Annotated in this window: 17 protein-coding genes; 9 read left to right on the forward strand and 8 right to left on the reverse strand. The window is 75.8% G+C overall.

Annotation, left to right across the window (positions count from 1 at the left end):
* The first annotated feature begins 20 nt into the window (after positions 1–20).
* From ABD976_RS21040 to ABD976_RS21065, 6 genes are all read left to right on the forward strand, one after another.
* Positions 21–2,072: a sensor histidine kinase gene (locus ABD976_RS21040; protein ID WP_345365832.1), complete on the forward strand. Its 2,052-nt coding sequence runs from the start codon at positions 21–23 to the stop codon at positions 2,070–2,072.
* Positions 2,073–2,142: 70 nt separating this feature from the next.
* Positions 2,143–2,310 (forward strand): hypothetical protein, encoded by a 168-nt coding sequence (locus ABD976_RS21045; protein ID WP_345365834.1) that lies wholly within the window; start codon positions 2,143–2,145, stop codon positions 2,308–2,310.
* Positions 2,311–2,435: 125 nt separating this feature from the next.
* A complete protein-coding gene (locus ABD976_RS21050; protein ID WP_345365836.1) occupies positions 2,436–2,603 on the forward strand; it encodes a hypothetical protein in 168 nt (55 codons plus the stop codon).
* Between the two features lie 87 nt (positions 2,604–2,690).
* Positions 2,691–3,620: an LLM class flavin-dependent oxidoreductase gene (locus ABD976_RS21055; protein ID WP_345365838.1), complete on the forward strand. Its 930-nt coding sequence runs from the start codon at positions 2,691–2,693 to the stop codon at positions 3,618–3,620.
* A complete protein-coding gene (locus ABD976_RS21060; RefSeq protein ID WP_345365840.1) occupies positions 3,617–6,580 on the forward strand; it encodes a lantibiotic dehydratase in 2,964 nt (987 codons plus the stop codon). The genes ABD976_RS21055 and ABD976_RS21060 overlap by 4 nt, the downstream gene beginning before the upstream one ends.
* Entirely contained in the window at positions 6,577–7,737 is a 1,161-nt protein-coding gene (locus ABD976_RS21065; protein WP_345365842.1) for a lanthionine synthetase LanC family protein, read from the forward strand. The genes ABD976_RS21060 and ABD976_RS21065 overlap by 4 nt, the downstream gene beginning before the upstream one ends.
* Before the next feature lie 444 nt (positions 7,738–8,181).
* Here the strand turns inward: ABD976_RS21065 and ABD976_RS21070 are convergent, their stop codons facing one another.
* Genes ABD976_RS21070 through ABD976_RS21080 form a run of 3 tightly spaced genes read right to left on the reverse strand, consistent with a single transcriptional unit; the run spans position 8,182 to position 10,611 of the window.
* On the reverse strand, positions 8,182–8,460 hold the full coding sequence (locus tag ABD976_RS21070; RefSeq protein WP_345365844.1) for a hypothetical protein: 279 nt from the start codon (positions 8,458–8,460) through the stop codon (positions 8,182–8,184).
* Between the two features lie 37 nt (positions 8,461–8,497).
* The gene (locus ABD976_RS21075; RefSeq protein WP_345365846.1) at positions 8,498–9,676 is read right to left on the reverse strand and encodes a cytochrome P450; all 1,179 of its coding nucleotides are present in this window, start codon (positions 9,674–9,676) and stop codon (positions 8,498–8,500) included.
* Entirely contained in the window at positions 9,673–10,611 is a 939-nt protein-coding gene (locus tag ABD976_RS21080) for a DUF6895 family protein (RefSeq protein WP_345365848.1), read from the reverse strand. The genes ABD976_RS21075 and ABD976_RS21080 overlap by 4 nt, the downstream gene beginning before the upstream one ends.
* 202 nt (positions 10,612–10,813) lie before the next feature.
* On the opposite strand from ABD976_RS21080, the gene ABD976_RS21085 reads away from it, so the two are divergent.
* The 3 genes from ABD976_RS21085 to ABD976_RS21095 all read left to right on the forward strand — a co-directional run bounded on the left by ABD976_RS21085 (position 10,814) and on the right by ABD976_RS21095 (position 14,622).
* The gene (locus ABD976_RS21085; RefSeq protein ID WP_345365850.1) at positions 10,814–11,605 is read left to right on the forward strand and encodes an N-acyl homoserine lactonase family protein; all 792 of its coding nucleotides are present in this window, start codon (positions 10,814–10,816) and stop codon (positions 11,603–11,605) included.
* 63 nt (positions 11,606–11,668) lie between these two features.
* Positions 11,669–12,883: a family 1 glycosylhydrolase gene (locus ABD976_RS21090; RefSeq protein ID WP_345365852.1), complete on the forward strand. Its 1,215-nt coding sequence runs from the start codon at positions 11,669–11,671 to the stop codon at positions 12,881–12,883.
* 95 nt (positions 12,884–12,978) lie between these two features.
* Positions 12,979–14,622 carry an FAD-binding protein gene (locus ABD976_RS21095; protein ID WP_345365854.1) on the forward strand — a complete coding sequence of 548 codons (1,644 nt, stop codon included), beginning with the start codon at positions 12,979–12,981 and terminating at the stop codon, positions 14,620–14,622.
* Between the two features lie 10 nt (positions 14,623–14,632).
* Here the strand turns inward: ABD976_RS21095 and ABD976_RS21100 are convergent, their stop codons facing one another.
* The 5 genes from ABD976_RS21100 to ABD976_RS21120 all read right to left on the reverse strand — a co-directional run bounded on the left by ABD976_RS21100 (position 14,633) and on the right by ABD976_RS21120 (position 17,321).
* A complete protein-coding gene (locus tag ABD976_RS21100; RefSeq protein WP_345365857.1) occupies positions 14,633–15,124 on the reverse strand; it encodes a DnaJ family domain-containing protein in 492 nt (163 codons plus the stop codon).
* A 50-nt stretch (positions 15,125–15,174) separates the two neighbouring features.
* The gene (locus ABD976_RS21105) at positions 15,175–16,092 is read right to left on the reverse strand and encodes a ribonuclease Z (protein ID WP_345365859.1); all 918 of its coding nucleotides are present in this window, start codon (positions 16,090–16,092) and stop codon (positions 15,175–15,177) included.
* 41 nt (positions 16,093–16,133) lie between these two features.
* Positions 16,134–16,634 (reverse strand): mycothiol transferase, encoded by a 501-nt coding sequence (locus ABD976_RS21110; RefSeq protein WP_345365861.1) that lies wholly within the window; start codon positions 16,632–16,634, stop codon positions 16,134–16,136.
* 60 nt (positions 16,635–16,694) lie between these two features.
* Complete coding sequence (locus ABD976_RS21115; RefSeq protein ID WP_345365863.1) at positions 16,695–16,976, reverse strand: metal-sensitive transcriptional regulator; 282 nt, start codon at positions 16,974–16,976, stop codon at positions 16,695–16,697.
* A 99-nt stretch (positions 16,977–17,075) separates the two neighbouring features.
* Positions 17,076–17,321, reverse strand: a complete 246-nt coding sequence (locus tag ABD976_RS21120; RefSeq protein ID WP_345365865.1) for a DUF2630 family protein — start codon at positions 17,319–17,321, stop codon at positions 17,076–17,078.
* Positions 17,322–17,465: the final 144 nt, after the last annotated feature.

A 17,465-nucleotide genomic window follows, 5' to 3' on the forward strand; every position in this document is an offset into this window, starting at 1 on the left:
CGCACCGGCGGTGATGCCGGTTGACGAGCGGGGCCGCCGCGCCGCGGGAGCGGAGCACCACGGCCGGGGTGCGGCGGTGGCGCCCGGGAGCGCTCCGGTTCGCCCCGAGGCACTGGCTGGTGGTCGGGCTGCTCGCCCACGCCGGGCTGGTCGGCGTGCTGCTGGTCCCGCGCGGGATGTGGGGTGCCGCGGCCGTGCTCGCGCTGGCCGAGGCGCTGCCGGTGCTGTGGGCGCGGCGGTACCCGGTGCTCGCGCTGAGCGCCCACCTCGCCGTCAAACCGCTCACCTACCTGTGGCGGATGCCGGTGGGCGAGCTCGCCTGGCTGGTCCTGGTCCACTCGGTCGGCCGCTACCGCAGGCCGCGCGTCGCGCTGCCGGTGCTGGCGGGCACCGCGCTGCTGGTGCCGGTGCTGCTCGCGGCGTGCTTCCCGGCGCACGCCATCACCACCGGGGTGCTCGTCGGGCTGGTCCAGCTGGTGGCGGCGTGGGCGCTGGGCTTCGGCACCCGGCTCGCCGACGAGCGGGAGCAGCGCGCGCGGCGCGACGGCGAGCGGGAACGGCTGCACCGGTCGCTGGCCGCCGAACGCGCCACCATCGGCGCCGAACTGCACGAGATCGTCGAGAAGCAGGTCCGCCGGATCCTCGCCGGGACGACGGAGCTGCGCCGGGGCCGCCCGCCCGGCGCCGAGCCGCTGCGCGGGTTGCACCAGGAGTGCGGCGCGGCGCTGAGCTCGCTGCGGTGCATGCTCGGCCTGCTGCGCACCGACGTCCCGGACGCACCGGCTCCTCGACCGGAGCGCCGCCGCGTCGAGCGGCCGCCGGGCTCGCCGCACGACGACGTGCTGGTGGTGCTCGGCGCGGTGGTCACCGCGGTCGTGCTGCACCTGTCGGCCCCGCCGGGCCTGGCCGCCGACGCGCTGGTGATCAGCACCCTGTTCGCGCTGCCGTCCACCCCGCACCTGCCGGACACGGCGATCGGTCTCGCGCTGGTGCTGCTGCAGATCCTCCCGCTGGGCTGGCGCAACCGGTTCCCCGTGACGGCGCTGCTGGTCACCACAGCCGGGGTGGCGCTGGGCCCGGCCGCGGCGGCGAACTCCGTGGTGGGGCACCTCTGCTGGTTCGCGCTGGCCTATTCGGTGGGCGCGCGGGGGCTCCCGAGGTCGGTGCCCGCCGTCGGTGCGGCGGTGCTGGCCTGGATGGCGGGCAGCGCTTTCCTGGCGGGTGCCGGGGACCAGGCGGTCGCGGGCAGCCAGCTCTACGGCGCGCTGCTGGTCGGCGGGCTCGCCGTCGCCGGGAACGTGCACCGGCGGATCCGCGCGGCGCGGCAGAGCGCCGAACGCGCCGAGCAGGACCACCGGATCCACGAGGAGCTGCGGCGGGAGCGCAGCCGGCTGGCCTGCGAGGTGCACGACCAGGTCTCGCACCACGTGTCCGGCATGGTGGTGCAGGCCGGGGCGGCGCGGGCGCTGGCCGGGTCCCGGCCGGAAGGCGTCGACGAGGCGCTGCGCGAGATCGAGGACAGCGCGGAGCTGGCGCTGCGGGCGCTGCCGCGCCTGCTCGACGTCCTGGGGCCGGAGCCGACCGGACCGACGCGCCTCGACGGGGTCGAGCTCGAACACCTGGTGCGTCCGCTGCGCGACCTCGGGGCGCGGGTCCGCGCGGAACTGGCCGGGGACCCGCGCCGGACCGCGGGCGACCGCGCCGAACTGGGCTGCCGGGTGGTCCAGGAGGCGGTGCGCAACGTGATCCGGCACGCCGGTCCGACCGCCACCCGGGTCCGCGTCGAGCACCACCCGGCGCACCTGCTGGTGGAGGTCGCCGACGCGGGGGCGGTCGCCGGGCACCACCGGGCCGATCCGGGCTGCGGGCAGGGCCTGGCCGGGCTGGGGGAGCGGGTCGAGCTGGTCGGCGGGCGGTTGCGGGCCGGGCCGCGCGGCTCGGGGTGGCGGGTGACCGCGCTGCTGCCCCTCCGTTCCGGCTCCTCCGCAGGGAGGAAGCCGGAACCGATCACCGCCGCCGCGGAGCCGGAAATGGTCCTCGGGGACGAGGTTTCCGGCCGCCGTCGTGCCTAACCTGGGAATTGCTTGACGCACAAGGCCTTTCGCTGAGAGGCCGGGTTCATCCGACCGTGGAGGTACCGCCATGTCCGCTCCGGTTCAGGACTTCGATCTCGACGTCGACACCACCTCGTTCGCCGCGCCCGGCGGCGGTGCGCTGTCCGAGGACGGCATCGAGGCCAGGGGCCCGATCACCTTCGGCACCACCTGCTGGGGCACCCCCTGCCCGAGCGCCAACACCGTCTCCTGCTGAGCCGGGCCCGTGCGCGGCGGCCCGGTGATCGCCGCGCGCGGGCTCACCCGCCCCGCCGCCGGTGGGGCGCTCGTCGCACCGGCCCTCCGAGCCGAGGGCCGCTCCTCGATCGTGGAGGTACCGCCATGTCCGCTCCGGTTCAGGACTTCGATCTCGACGTCGACACCACCTCGTTCGCCGCGCCCGGCGGCGGCGCGCTGTCGGCCGACGGCATCGAGGCCAAGGGGGTGCTGACGTTCGGCACCACCTGCTGGGGGACGACCTGTCCGAGCAACAACACCATTTCCTGCTGATCAGCCCGTCCGGCGCCGCGAGCGCGAACCGGCGTGCGGTGGCTCGGGAGGCCGCCGCACGACCGCCGTCCCAGGAGGTGTGCCGTGGTGTTCGGAGGCAGGACCGCGGTGTCGGCGGATCCCACCGGGTGGTGGGCGGCGGCCCCGCCGCTGGGGGTGCTGGAGTACCTCGACCTCGACGACGACCGGCCGGTGCGGCTCAAACGCCGCGCCGCCTTCGCCAGCACGCTGCTGGCCGAGGACCTCGGCTACCGCAGGCTCTGGATCCCGGAGCACCACGGGACCGGGGTGCCGAGCACCAATCCCGCACTGCTGGCCGCCGTGCTGGCCAGCCACACCACGCGGATCAGGGTCGGCACGGCGGTGAACCTGGCGCGGGTCCGCGACCCGCACCTGGTCGCCGAGGACCTGGTCACCGCCGGGTCCTTCGCCGGGGACCGGCTCGACGTCGGCTTCGGCCGAGGTGACGTGTCCGGTCCGGCCGCCACCGCGCTGGCCGGGCTGCGCAAGGACGACGTCGCGACGGAGGCGGCGATCGGCACCGCGGTGGCCGCGCTGCGCGGCGGTTGCGACTGGATCGACCCGCTGGAGGTGCCCTGCCAGATGTGGATGCACGGCGCCGGGACCCGCTCCGCGGAACTGGCCGCGCGGTGGGAGTTCCACTACTGCCACGCGATGTTCTTCAACCCCGACCTGGACGCGTGCGCCAGCACCCTCGCGCGGTACCGCGCCGGATTCCCCGGCGGCCGCACCGCGGTCGCGGTCGCGGTGGTCGCCAACGACGACGCCCGCACCGCCCGCACCGACGGCCTGCGCGCCGGGATCTCGGTCGGCTGCGCCGGAACCGCGCGGCAGTGCGCCGCGACGATCGAGGCGCTGCTCGACGGCAGCGGCGCCGACGAAGTGGTGCTCACCGAGCTCTCCCGCGACGCCGGGGACCACCACCGCGCGCTGCGGGACATCCACGCCCACGTCGCCGGAGCACGGCGGTCCGCGTGCGGGGGAGGTCCGCGATGAGCCCGCACACCGGCCTGCTGCGGATCGCCGCCCTCAGCGTCGAGGACGCGGCCCGGTTGATCGCCGAGGACCGCATCGACGCCCCGGAGGTGGCCGACGCGATCGCGCTGGCCGCCGGACCGCAGTTGCTCGGCGACGCCGCGCACCGACCGCGCGCCCGCACCAGCGCGCTGCGCTACATCGCCAGGATGGGCGGCCGGGCGACCCCGTTCGGGCTGTTCGCCGGGACCGCACCGGTGCGCATCGGGCAGCGCAGGCACCTGGTGCTCGGCGACCGGCACCGGGTGCGCGTGCGGATCGACGTCGCGGCGCTGGAGGCGCTGGTCGGTCGCGCGCTGGCGGAGGCCGACCCGGCGCGGACGCCGTTGCGGGTCAACCCCAGCGCGCGGATCGCCGGGCCATCCCTGCGCTTCGCCCGCCCCGGCGACGCCACCGCCGAGGTGGTGGAGATGCGGGCCACCCCGCTGCTGCTGGAGGTCGTGGAGCTGCTGGACTGCGGTGCCGCGCCGGGGGAGGAACTCGTCGCCCGGCTGCGGGGCCGCCACCCGGGCCTGCCCACCGCGAAGCTGAGCGGGTTCCTCGACGCGGTCGTGGCGGGCGGGCTGCTGGTCCCGGCGGCCGACCTGATCGAACCCGGCGTCGAACCGGCGCGGCGGGCGCTCGACCTGCTGGAGCGGATCGGGGACGCGCCGCGGGCGGCGCTGCTGCGCTCGCTGCTCGCCGAGACCGGTGAGCGTCCCGCGGCGCCGGGGCTGGTCGCGCGCCTCGGCGCGGCGTGGCGCACCGCGACCGCGACCGAACCCGCGCTCGCCGGCATCGCCGCCAACGCCCGGTTCGACGTGCAGTTGCGGACCTGCGCCCCGGCGGCCGAGCTGGACGACGCCACCGCCGAGGACCTGCGCGGCGCCGCACTGCGGCTGGAGGCGGTGTGCGCCGAACCCGGGGCCCGGCCTCCGGTTCCCGGCGCGCTGGACCCCGCCGCCTTCCGCGCCGCGTTCCGGGCCCGCTACGAGGACGCCGAGGTGCCGCTGCTGGAGGCCGTCGACCTCGAATCCGGGGTGCTGCGGACCTGGCAGCGCGGGACCTCGGAGCTGGCCGGCGAGGCGGGGGTGGTGGCCGAAGCGGCACCGGAGGCGCCGGACCTGCCCGCGACCCCGTTGCGGGTGCTGGAGCGCTGGATGCGCGAGGGTGGGGACGTCGACATCGCCGATCTCCCGCCGGTCGAGCGCCCCCGGTCCCGCGCGGTGCTCGCGCTGCTGCTCGACGACGCCCGCGGCCCGTTCCACAGCGTGCTGGTGGGCGCGGTCGGCCGGTCCCCGCACGCGCTGTCGGCCCGCTTCGCGATGGACCGCCCCGAGCTCGCCGACGCCCTGCGACGCGAAATCCAGGGCAGCGGAATCCCGGGCAGCGAAGTCCCGGGCGCCGCGAGCGAACCGATCCGCGCCGAACTGGTGCACCACGGCGGTGGCCGGATCGGCAACGTGCTGATCCGGCCCAGGCTGCTGACCGACGCGATCGCGCTGGGCGGGGCCGCGGGCGGCACCCTCCGACCGGACCGGCTGCTGCTGCGGCTGCGCGGGGACGAGTTCCTGCTGCGCGACTCGGTCACCGGGCGGCCGGTCGTGGTGGAGCTCAACAGCGCGCACAACGTGGACCTCCACGGGCTCGACCCGCTCTACGCCGTGCTCGGCCACCTGGCCTCGGACGGCGGGGCGGGGTGGTCGTGGGGACCGCTGGCGCGGCTGCCGCACCTGCCGCGGGTGGTGTGCGGACGGGTGATCGTCGCCCCCGAGCAGTGGCGGCTGCGCGGCGAGGAGGTCCGGGAGGTGCTCACCGCGGGCGATCCGGCCGGGCGGCTGCGCAAGCTGCTGCGCGGGGCGGAGGACCGGCGCTGGGTCGGTACCGGCAGCCAGGACCACGTGCTGCCGATCGACCTGGACTCGTCCCGCTCGGTGCTCGCCGCGCTGAGCCGGGACGGTGCCGCCGACCACCTCCGGCTCGTCGAACTGCCGCAGGTCGAGGCGCCCGCCGTCACCGGCCCGACCGGCGGGCACGTCGCGGAGGCGGTGGTGCCGCTGGGGCCCGTCCACCGCACCGCCCGGTCCGAAGTGGACATCGCCGCGCCCGCGGCCGCGCGCGCGGCGAACTGGGTGTACTTCCAGTACTTCGCGGGGCAGGCCGCCTCGGACGAGGTCGTCGACCGCGCCGCCGCGCTCGCCGAGGAGCTGCGCGGGCAGGGCCTGGTCGGGGACTGGTTCTTCCTGCGGTACCAGGACGACGGTTACCACGTCCGGGTCCGGATGCGGGCCACCTCGCCGGCCGCCCGGCCGAGCGTGCTCACCGCGATGGACGCGTTCGGGCGGCGGCTGCGCGCCACCGGACTCGCCACCCGGGCCGTGCTGCGCGACTACGTCCCGGAGATCGCCCGCTACGGCGGGGAGGCCGGGCTCCCGCTCGCCGAATCGCTGTTCACCGCCTCCAGCGAACGGGCGGTGGCGCTGCTGGCCCGGGGCCGCGACGAGGAGGGCCGGTTGTTCCGCACCGTCGCCGACGTCCTGCACTGGACCGGCGCGTTGTTCCCCGACCCGGACCGCCGGCTGGAGTTCCTGCGCCGCTGCCAGGGCGGGCTCGGGGTGGCGTTCACCCCCACCGGCAACCGGCACGGCAAGTTCGCCCGGGCGCACGGCGCCCGGCTCGAGGAGCTGCTCGCCGGCACCTGCCCCGACGAACGGGTCGACGCGGCGTTGTCCCGGCTGGCCGACTCGGTGCGCGAGCGGTTGCCCGAACGGCGCGCGTGGTCGGTGTTCGGCTCGGCGCTGCACCTGCACTGCAACCGGATGTTCGCCTTCGACGCGGTCCGGCTCGAATACCTGGCCCACGAGCTGGCGATCCGCGCGGTGCGCCGGCGCAAGGCCTTGGACGGCAACGGCACATCCGGAGAGCGGGGCGCGGCGGTATGACGGCGGTCGTGGTGGCGGAGCAGGTGCGGTTGGCGCGGCGGTTGCACGCCGACGCCGCGGCGCAGGTGGCGGAGCGGCCCACGTTCCCGCTGCTGCTCGACCAGGCGCTGACGGCGATGGAGTTCGCCGCGGCGCTGGGCGAGGACGTCGACGCGCGCACCCCGTTCCGGGAAGCGATGGCCGCGCTGCGCGCCGGGACCGAGGTGGGGCCGTGGCTCTACCGGGGTGCCGCGCAGGCCGGCTGGGTCGCGATCCAGCTCGCCCGGTTCCGAGGTGCTACCGCCACCGGGCTCGGGCCGATCGACGACGCGGTGCTGGGCTGGCTGGAGGCGTTCCCCGCCGAGCACGATCTCGACCTGCCGATGGGCGCCCTCGGGCTCGGCGTCTACGGGCTCGTGCACCCCGACCCGGCGGTCCGCGACCGGATCACCGCCGGGGTGCTGGACGTGGTCGAGGACCGCACCGAACGGGACGACGCCGGGCGGTACTTCCGGCTGTCCGACTCCCCGGCGCGCCGCGCCGACGGTTCCGCCGGATCGCGCATCCTCGGCGCGGCGCACGGGGCGGCCGGACTGGTGTCCTACCTCGCTTCGGCCGCGCTGGCCGGAGGCGCTCCCGGCCCCCGGGCCCGGTGGCTGCTCGACGAGGCGCGGAGGTGGCTGGTGGGCCACCGCGCCGATGTCGGCGGCACGGTCTTCCCGCACCGCGTCGAGACCCGCTACGTCCCGTCCCGGGCGACCTGGTGCACCGGCGACCCGGGCATCGGGCTGGCGCTGTCGGTGGCCGCCGAGGCGACCGGGGATGCCGGGACCGCGGCGCTGGCCGAGGAAGTCGGCCGCCGGACGCTGGCCCGCGCCCCGCAGGACTGCGGGGTGCTCGACGGCTGCCTGTGCCACGGTGCCGCCGCGCTGTGCTGGTACGGGCGGCGGCTCCGCGACGACCACGGCGCCGACTCGGAGGGGTTCACCGCCCGCTGGGCCGGTTGGCTCGCCGAGGCGCGCGCCGAGGGGCCGCTGACCTACTTCAGCCCGGACGGCATGGTGCGCAACGCCTCGTTCCTGGAGGGCGACGCGGGCGTGGCGCTGGCCCTGCTGCACGCCGCCACCGGTGGTTCCCCGAGCTGGCAGCAACTGCTGCTGGCCGCGCCGGTCCGGTAGCCGGGTGCGCACGATCCCGGCTGGCCGCGCGCGCTCCGGCGACGGCGGTGCTCCCACCGCATGCTGGGCCGGTGCCGCGGCTGCGCGCACCGGTTTTTCGATCACCGGGTTTTCGATCACCGGGCGCGACCGGGGACGCGTCGTCCGCTGCGGACCTGCGCCCGCGTCCCGGCCTTCGCGCGGGTGGGGATCACCGGCTCGGGAGGGCCCAACCGATCGCGAGGTTCCACGACGCGACCACCGGGCAGGTCGCGTTGGAAGCGTCGACGTGCGCGAGCACCGGGTGCTGCGGCGGGGGATCGGGCCGGTGCCGCAGGTGCGCACCGGCACGGACGCGGACGAACGTCCGCTGCGGACGCCCGGAGGCCGACCGCGCGGCGGTGCAGGCGGCGGTGCGCGCGATCGGCGCGCTACCGGCCCTCGCCGCACCGCCCGGCGGTTCGGCTACGAGGTGGGGGAGCGGGGCGACGGCTGGCCGCGGGGCAACGGCAGCTCGTCGCACCGGCGCGGGCCGAGCTCGTCGATCCGGGCGTGCTGCTCGACGAGCCGACGGCCGCGCCGGACCATCTGAGCGAGGCGGCGGTGCTGGCCACCGCCGAGCGGGTGTCCCGCTCCCGCACCACCTTCGTCGTCGCGCACCGGCCGGGCGCGGCGGAGCGCATCGCGGTGCTCGACGGCGGCCGACCCGTCGCGCTCCGGGAGCTCGACGCGGCCGGTGGGCACGAGGCGCGGCCGTGGCGCCACGCCCGGGGCAACCCGGTCACCACGCGACCGGCAGGCGGTGCACGCCGTAGATCGACATGCCGTGCCGCATCGGCAGCGCGGTGACCGGTTCGGCCAGGCGCAGCTCCGGGAACCGGTGCAGCAGCGCGGTGTAGCCGATCCGCAGCTCCAGGCGGGCCAGCTGGTGTCCGAGGCAGTGGTGCGCCCCGTGGCCGAAGGCGAGGTGCCCGCCGGACGGCGTCCGCAGGTCGAGCACCTCGGGGTTCCGGAACCGGGCCGGGTCGCGGTTGGCGGCGGGCAGCGACAGCACCACCGCCTCGCCCGCGGCGATCCGCGCGCCGCCGAAGTCGAAGTCCTCCAACGCCACCCGCATCGCGCCGAACTGCATGATCGTCAGGTAGCGCAGCAGCTCCTCGACCGCGTCGTCGGCCAGCGCCGGTTCGGCGCGCAGCGCCGCGAGCTGGTCGGGGTGGGCCAGCAGCGCCAGCACGCCCAGCGCGAGCATGTTCGCCGTGGTCTCGTGACCGGCCACGAGCAGCAGGAAGGCCATCGCGGTGAGCTCGGCGTCGGTGAGGTCGCCGTCCCGGACCAAGCCGCCGAGCAGGTGGTCCCCGGGTTCGCGGCGGGTGCGCACGACGAGCTCGCCGAGGTAGGCGTTGAGCTCGGACAGCGCGGCACCGACCTGGTCGGGCCCGGCGGTGAGGTCCAGCGCGGTGGCCGTGCTCCGCTGGAAGACCTCCCGGTCGGGGTAGGGCACGCCGAGCAGTTCGCAGATCACCAGCGACGGGACCGGCACCGCGAAGCCCGGCACCAGGTCAGTGGGCGGACCGTGGTCGGCCACGGCGTCGAGGTGCTCGTGGGTGATGCGCTCGATCCGCGGAGCCAGCAGCTCCATCCGGCGCGGGGTGAACTGCGCCTGCAGCATCCGGCGGTACCGGGTGTGCTCCGGCGGGTCCATCCGGACGAAGAAGCCCGGCGCGGCGGCCGGGGGCGCGGGCTGTCCCGGCGGCGTGGTCCGGATGTCCTGGCGCGCGCTGAACCGCGGGTCCAGCAGCGCCGCGCGCACCTGCTCGTGCCCGGTGACCAACCAACCCGCGGTGCCGTCGGGGAACGACAGCGGGGCCACCGGGGTGCGGGCGCGCAGCGCGCCCAGCTCCGCGGGCGGGTCGAACGGGCCGCTGCGGGTGGTGGGCAGCGGCACCCGGGAGGTGGTCACGGCCGGATCTCCTCGCCGTCGCGGGCGGCCGCGGCCAGCGCGGACACCACCGTCGTGTGGTAGCAGGTGCGGAACACGTAGGAGGTGGCGCCGAGACCGGAGCGCTCGGTCAGCACCGCCTCGCGGAACGGGGGCCCGGGCAGCGTCCCGCGCTCGTGCTGGGCCGCGAGCAACCGGCGCCAGCCCTCGGCGGTCGCCGCGGCACCGCCCGCCCCGGTCAGCGCGGCGCACAGCAGCAGCTCGGCGACCAGGTCGAAGTGGCCCTCGCGCCGGTAGCGCTCCACCAGCGCGAGGACGAGCTGCCCGGTGCGGCGGCGGGCGCCCTCGTCGGCGAACGGGACGGGGGCGCGGCCGAAATCCGTGGCGTAGAACAGCACGTGGGTGATCTCGTAGGCGGTCTCGTCGTCGACCAGCGCGGGGTCGCGGTCGGCGATCCCGCAGCGCGCGAACAGGTCCGGGACCGCGGGCAACCGGCAGTCCACCGCGCAGAGGTCGAGGGCGTAGCGCAGTTCGAGCTGCCACGCCGGGAAGTCGCGCCACGGCGCCCGCGCGTCCCACGGCTCGCCGCGCCGGAGCACCCGGGCGATCTCCGCGCGCCACCAGGGCACCGGCCGACCCAGCCGGTGCAGCAGGCCGACGAGCCACGCGTGGTAGGTGAACTGCTCGTCCGCGGCGCGCAGTCCGTCGAGGAAGGCGGGGTCGGCGACCACCTCCTCGGCCAGATCCGCCGCCGCCGCGGTGAAGTCCCGGTGCCGCGGCCCCAGCGACCGGCACAGCAGCAGCAGTTCCAGCGCGGTGGTGCCGGGGAAGTCGCGCGGCGGGAAGTGGGCGTCCCAGGTGGCGGGCCGGAACCAGTCGAGGTGCTCGGTCAGCCAGCCGATCGAGCGGTCCAGCAGCGCGGTCGTCCCGCTGCCCGGCGATGTCGTCCCCCGCACCCGCATCCCCCTTCCCCTCGTTGTTTCGGCACTTCCCCGGCGGAACTTGATCGGTCCGCGCCGACGGCGTGGTCCGAGGTCGAGTTAAGGGCGACTGTGACTTCAGTGGAGACCGAAATCAATCCTCGGTCGACCACCGGCGAACCCCGCTGCGGCAGCCGGGGGATTGCCGCGAACCGCCGCCGACCGGTACGACGGAGCGATGGCCGGACAGCACGAGGTGACGATCGTCCGCTGCGGAACCCGCGAGGTCACGCGCGGCGAGGTGTTCCTCAACCACCACCTCTACGGCGAACCGGACGGGCCGTTCACCGTCGACTACTTCTTCTGGGTCGTGCGGGGCGGGGAGCGGACCATCCTGGTCGACACCGGGTTCGACGCGGCGGTCGCCGCGGCGCGCGGGCGGACCGCGCTGGTCGATCCGGTGGCCGCGCTGCGGGAGCTGGGCATCGACCCGGCCGGGCGGCACGACGTGATCGTCACGCACGCGCACTGGGACCACATCGGGAACCTGCCCGCCCTGTCCGGCAGCCGCATCCTGATGTCGCGCAACGAGTACCGGTTCTGGAACTCCGCGATGGCCCGCCGCCCGCTGTTCGCGCACTTCGCCGAGGAGTCGGAGATCGCCCACCTGGCCGAGGCGCGCCGGGCGGGCCGGCTGGAGTTCGTGCCCAGCGGGTACTCGCCGGCGCCCGGGGTGACCGTGCTGGAGGTCGGCGGGCACACCCCGGGGCAGCTCGTGGTCCTGGTCGACACCGCCGAGGGCACCGTGCTGCTGGCCTCCGACGCGGTGCACTTCCACGAGGAGCTGGAGCGGGACATGCCCTTCCTCGCGGTGTCCGACCTGCCGGGGACCTACGCGGGCTACGACACCGTGCGCGAGCTGCTGGGCCAGCGGGCCCGCCACCTCGTCACCGGGCACGATCCCACGACCCTGGAGCGGTTCGGCGCCCGGCCGGAGCTGCTGGGCGGCAACGCCGCCCGGATCGGTTGACCTGCCCGACGCGCCGCGCCTCGGTCCCGCCGGTGCGGTCGCGGATGCGTAGCGTCCGGTCGCGTGACGGAATCGGTTGACGCGGACGCCGGATCGGCGCCGCTGCGCTTCGCGGTCGGCATCGAGGACACCTTCGTGCCGCACGAGTTCCCCGGGCAGCGGCGGCTCGACGAGTACGAGCTGACCCAGCACTACCAGTTCTGGGAGCACGACCTGGAACTGGTGGCCGAGTCCGGCGCGGGATCGCTGCGCTGGGGCGTGCCCTGGTACCGCGTGGAGCCGGAACCGGGCCGGTTCGAGTGGGACTGGGTGGACCGGGTGGTGGCCCGGTTGGCCGAGCTCGGCGTGGGCTGCATCGTCGACCTCGTGCACTACGGCACGCCGCTGTGGCTGGACAACGCCTTCCTGCACCCCGATTACCCGAAGCGGGTCGCCGAGTACGCGGTCGCCCTCGCCGAGCGGCACGGCGACGTGCTGCGCGAGTGGACGCCGCTCAACGAGCCGGTGGTCAACGCCGAGCGCTGCGGTCAGGAGGGCGCCTGGCCGCCGTACCTGCGCGGCGACACCGGTTTCGCCGCGGTGCTGCTCCGGCTGGCCGAGGGGATCTGCCGAACCCAGGAGGCGCTGGCCGAGGTCCGCCCCGGCGCGTCGTTCGTGCACGTGGACGCGGGGCTGCGCTACACCGGGGAGCACGGTCGGCGGGAGTTCCTGGAGCACCGCCGGTTCCTCGGACTGGACCTGGTGACCGGGGCGGTGCGCGACGGCCACCCGCTCGCCGCGTGGCTGTCGGCCGCGACCGGGGACGACGCCCGGCTGGCGTGGGTGCGCGACCACGCGGTCATCCCCGACGTGGTGGGCGTCAACTACTACCCGGCCTTCAGCACCACCGGGTTCGACGAGCACGGCGGCACCCGCCCGGTCGAAGCCGGGACGGCGGGACTGGCCGAGCTGCTGCGGCTGTACTGGGAGCGCTACCGGCTGCCCGTGATGGTGACCGAGACCAGCCGGGACGACACCGTCTCCGCGCGGCGGGAGTGGCTGGCCGACAGCGTCGCCTGCGTGCGGGAGCTGCGCGCCCAGGAGGTGCCGGTGGTGGGCTACACCTGGTTCCCGTTCCTGGACATGGTCGCGTGGCGCTACCGGGAGTCCACCGCGCCGCTGGAGGACTTCATGAACCGGATGGGACTGGCCGGGCTGCACCGGGAGCCCGGCGGGGGGAGCCTGCTGCGGCGGGCCACCGAGGCGCTCGACGACTTCCGCCGCCTCTCCGGCGGGTAGCGGACCGCCCGCCCCGCTGCTACTTTCCTGAGAGGAATTCACGTTCGCTCGCCGCGCGTGGAGGGCGGGCAGCCGTCGGCGGAGCGGAGCTGGCCATGCCCGGGTGGGACCACGAAGTCGACTTCCTGGTGGTGGGCAGCGGCGGCGGGGGGATGGCCGCCGCGCTGTCCGCCGCCGACGCCGGGATGAGCGCCCTGGTCGTCGAGAAGGCCCCGCACTTCGGCGGCAGCACCGCGCTGTCCGGCGGCGGGATCTGGATCCCGAACAACCCGACGCTGCTTGCGGCCGGGCTGCACGACACCCGCGACTCGATCCGGGCCTACCTGCGCCGCCTCACCGAGGGCCGGGTGCCCGAAGCCCGCATCGACGCCTACGTCGACCGGGGCCCGGAGCTGATGGCGCTGCTGGAGCGCAGCCGGTGGCTGGAGTTCGCCTGGGTCGAGGGCTATTCCGACTACCACCCGGAGTACGAGGGCGGTCGCCCGCGCGGGCGGTCGGTGGAGGCCCTGCCGCTGGACACCCGGGTGCTCGGCGAGCTGGAGGGCGACCAGCAGCCGCACGCCCTGACCGGACCCCTCGGGCTGTGGGTGACCGCCGCCGACTACCACGACCTGGCGATGGCCACCCGCACCTGGCGCGGCCGCCGGGCCGTGGCGGTGGCGGCGTGGCGGGTCGCCTCCAACCTGGTGCGGCGGCGGCACATGGCCACCGGCGGGCGCGCCCTGTCCGCCCGGCTGCGGTTGGCGCTGCGCGATGCCGGGGTGCCGCTGCGGCTGCGCACGCCGATGCGCGGGCTGATCACCGAGGGCGGTGCGGTGACCGGGATCGAGGCCGAATCCGGTGGGCGGCCGGTGCGGCTGCGCGGGCGCCGCGGCGTGCTGCTGGCCACCGGCGGCTTCGAGCACGATCCCGCGATGCGCGCCGAGCACCTGCCCGAAGGGGGCCGGGAGGACCGCAGCGCCGGGGCGGGGGAGAACACCGGCGACGGCATCCGGGCGGGGGCGGCGCACGGGGGCGCGCTGGACCTGATGGACGACGCGTGGTGGATGCCGTCGGTGCGCGAGCCGAGCGGTTCGCTGTTCCCGCTGGTGTCGGAGCGCGCGATGCCGCGGTCGCTGATCGTCTCGGCGGCGGGGCGCCGCTTCACCAACGAATCCGCGCCCTACGTCAACTTCGTGCACGACCAGCTCGCCGACGGCAACCTGCCCGCCTGGTTCGTGATGGACGCGACCGCCCGCGCCCGCTACCCGTTCGCCGGGGTGCTGCCCGGACGTCCCTTCCCGGCCGGGTACCACCGCGACGGCGTGGTGCACCGCGCCGCCGACCTCGGGGCGCTGGCCAGGTCGATCGGGGTGCCCGCCGAGGAGCTGGTCCGCACCGTGGCCCGGTTCAACGGCATGGTCCGCGCCGGGCGGGACACCGATTTCGGGCGCGGCGAGAGCGCCTACGACCACTACTACGGCGATCCCACGCTGCCGAACCCGAACCTGGACGTGCTCGACCGGCCGCCGTACTACGCGGTCCGCATCGAGGTCGGCGACCTCGGCACCAAGGGCGGGCTGGTCTGCGACGAGCACGGCCGGGTGCTGGACGCCGAGGGCGCGGCCCTGCCCGGCCTGTACGCCACCGGGAACACCTCGGCGTCGGTGATGGGGCGCGAGTACGCCGGGCCGGGCGCGACGATCGGCCCGGCGATGGTGTTCGGCCACCTGGCGGCCCGGCACGCGGCGGGCCGCTGATCCGCCGCGGTCAGCGGCGCCCGAGCACGCGCCGCCACCACGGCGCGCGGGCCGGGGCGGGCTCGGTGCCGGGTGCGGCGGCCGGGGTGGTCGGGGCGGTCGGGACCGGTCGGGCGTCGCGCCAGCCGCGCACGACCTCCTCGGCGTCGACGGGTCCGATCACCACCGGCGGGCCGGACGGCGCCCGCAGGTGCTCGGCGATCCGGCGGTTGAGCTCGGCGACCGCGTCGCGGACCGCCCGTTCGGTGGGCAGCTCGGAGACCGTCTCGGGCAACCGCTGGACCTCCTTGCGCAGCCGCAGCGACGGCGGCAGCAGCGCCTCCCCGGAGAGCCCTTCCCGCCGCAGGTAGCCCTTGATCCACCAGGCCTCGCCCTCGTCGCCGCGGGGCAGCGGCTTGCCCGCGCCGGGCAGGTCCTCGAAGTCGCCGCGCTCCTGCGCCTCCCGGATCTGCTTGTCGATCCAGGACTCGAAGCTGACCTCGGGCGGCTTGCGTTCGGTCATGCCCCCATCATCCAGGTCCGGAGCCCGGAGGGCGAGCACCCGCGGGGACGTCAGCGCTCGCGGGCGGGCACCGGGATCCGCATCAGGTCCTCGGCGACCACGATCTCGCCGTCGAACACCGCCGCCGCTTCGTCGTGGAACCGGGCGATGTCGTTGTAGCGCTGCGAGAAGTGGGTGAGCACGAGCGTGCGGACCCCGGACTCGGCGGCGATCCGCCCGGCCTGGGCGGCGGTGAGGTGCCGGTACTGCTCGGCGAGGCGGGCGTCCTCGGCCAGGAACGTCGCCTCGGCCACCAGCAGGTCGGCGCCCTCGGCCAGGGCGAACGCGGCGTCGCAGAGCCGGGTGTCCATGACGAAGGCGAACCGCTGCCCCGGGCGCGGCGCGCTCACCTCCGCCAGCGCGACGCGCTCGCCGTCGACCACGAGTTCCCCAGCGCGCTGCAGCTCGCCGACCCGGGGGCCGGTGATGCCGCGGCTGCGCAAGCGGTCCGGCAGCATCCGGACCCCGTCCGGTTCCACCAGCCGGTAGCCGAAGGTCTCGATCCGGTGGTCCAGGCGGGCGGCGTGCAGCTCGCCGAAGCTCCCGGTGGCGATCAGCCCGTCCGCGCGCACCGGGCACTGCTCGAGCACCGCCGCGTCCTGGAACGGCGTGGCGTGCCGCAGCCGTTCGAAGTAGTGCTCGCCATCGGCCGGGTAGTGCGCCCGCACCGGGTGGTCGACCTGGTCCAGGGACATCCGCTGGATCACACCGGGGACGCCGAGGCAGTGGTCGCCGTGGAAGTGCGTCAGGCACAGGTGGTGGACGTCCTGGGCGCTGACCCCGGCGAACCGCATCTGGCGCTGGGTGCCCTCGCCCGGGTCGAACAGCAGTCCCACGCCGTCCCAGCGCAGCAGGTACCCGTTGTGGTTGCGCCGCCGGGTCGGCGTCTGGCTCGCCGTCCCCAGCACCACGAGTTCGCGACCCGACACGCCCGCCACCCTAGCCGGTCACCAGCGGCGCTCGGCGTCGGTCAGCGGCCGCGCTCCAGCACGCCGCGCACGAACGCGGCCTGGCCGACGTGCTGCATGTCGTCGCCGACCACGCTGACCAACCGCACCCCGGCGGTCACCGGCGGGTCCCACCCGGGGTCGACGACCTCGTCGAGGTCCTCGTCGGTGATCCCGGCGAGGTACTCGGCGGTGCGCTGGTGCACCGCGTCGTGGTACTCGGTGAGCAGCGCCACCCGGTCCACCCGCACGGCGGCGACGTCGTCCGGGGAGTCGCCGAACCCGGTGGCGTCCGCGGGCAGGCCGAAGCGCTCGTGGAACCGCGCCCAGGCCTGCTCCTGCTCGGCGAGTTCGGCGACGTGGTCGTCCTGCACCCGGGTCAGGTGCCACACCAGCCAGGCGATCGTGTTCGCCGCCGGGTCCACCCGGAACACCACGTCCTGCGGGGACAGCCCGTCGACGACCTCGTGCACGGTCTCGCGGATCCGGCTGAACGCGTCGAGGAGCACTTCGGGACCGGTCATCGCCCCACGATAGGACGCGGGGCGGCCCTCAGCAGCGCGCCGCCGGGCGGGCGGGGACCCTCACGACTTGACCAGCCGGGCGATGGCGTCGCTGGCCTCGCGGATCTTGGCCTCGGCGTCCTCGCCGCCCTCGCTCATCGCCTCGGCGACGCAGTGCTTGAGGTGCTCGTCGAGCAGGCCGAGCGCGACCGCCTGCAACGCCCGCGTGGTGGCCGAGACCTGGGTGAGCACGTCGATGCAGTACTCGTCGTTGTCGATCATCCTGGCCAGGCCGCGCACCTGCCCTTCGATGCGCCGCAGCCGCTTGGCGTAGTCGTCCTTGTCATGGGTGTAGCCGTGCATGGTCCCCTCCGCCCGGAGGCCGGGTCATCGCGTCGCCGGTCCACCTCCTTTGTACCCCAAGGGGGTATCAGACCGGTCTCGGCCACGTCCCGGGGGCGCTCACTGGCGGTAGTTCTGCACCTCGTGGGCCGGTCGGGGCTGCGCGGCGTCCGGGTCCGCGCCGAACTCCTGGCGGGCCCGGCGCTGCCGGAGCAGGTCCCAGCACTGGTCGAGCCGGCGTTCGATGGTCCGCAACCGGTCCTGCTCGGTGGCGGGGTCCACCTGCCCGCGCTCGGTGCCCTCGCGCAGCCGGTGCTCCTCGTCGACCAGCGCGCCGATTCGTTCGAAGATGTCGTCCTCGGCCATGCGAATGCACTCCTCGCCCCGCGTCGGTCAGCGACCCGGCCAGTGTCCCCGCCCCGGGGGTGGCCCGCACGGGCACGGCCGGTGCCCGTTCGGGCCGTGCCACGGGTGCGCGCGGGGCGCGACTGCCGGTTGGCGGTTGACGCC

This window comes from Saccharopolyspora cebuensis, assembly GCF_039542665.1.
Lineage (GTDB): Bacteria > Actinomycetota > Actinomycetes > Mycobacteriales > Pseudonocardiaceae > Saccharopolyspora > Saccharopolyspora cebuensis.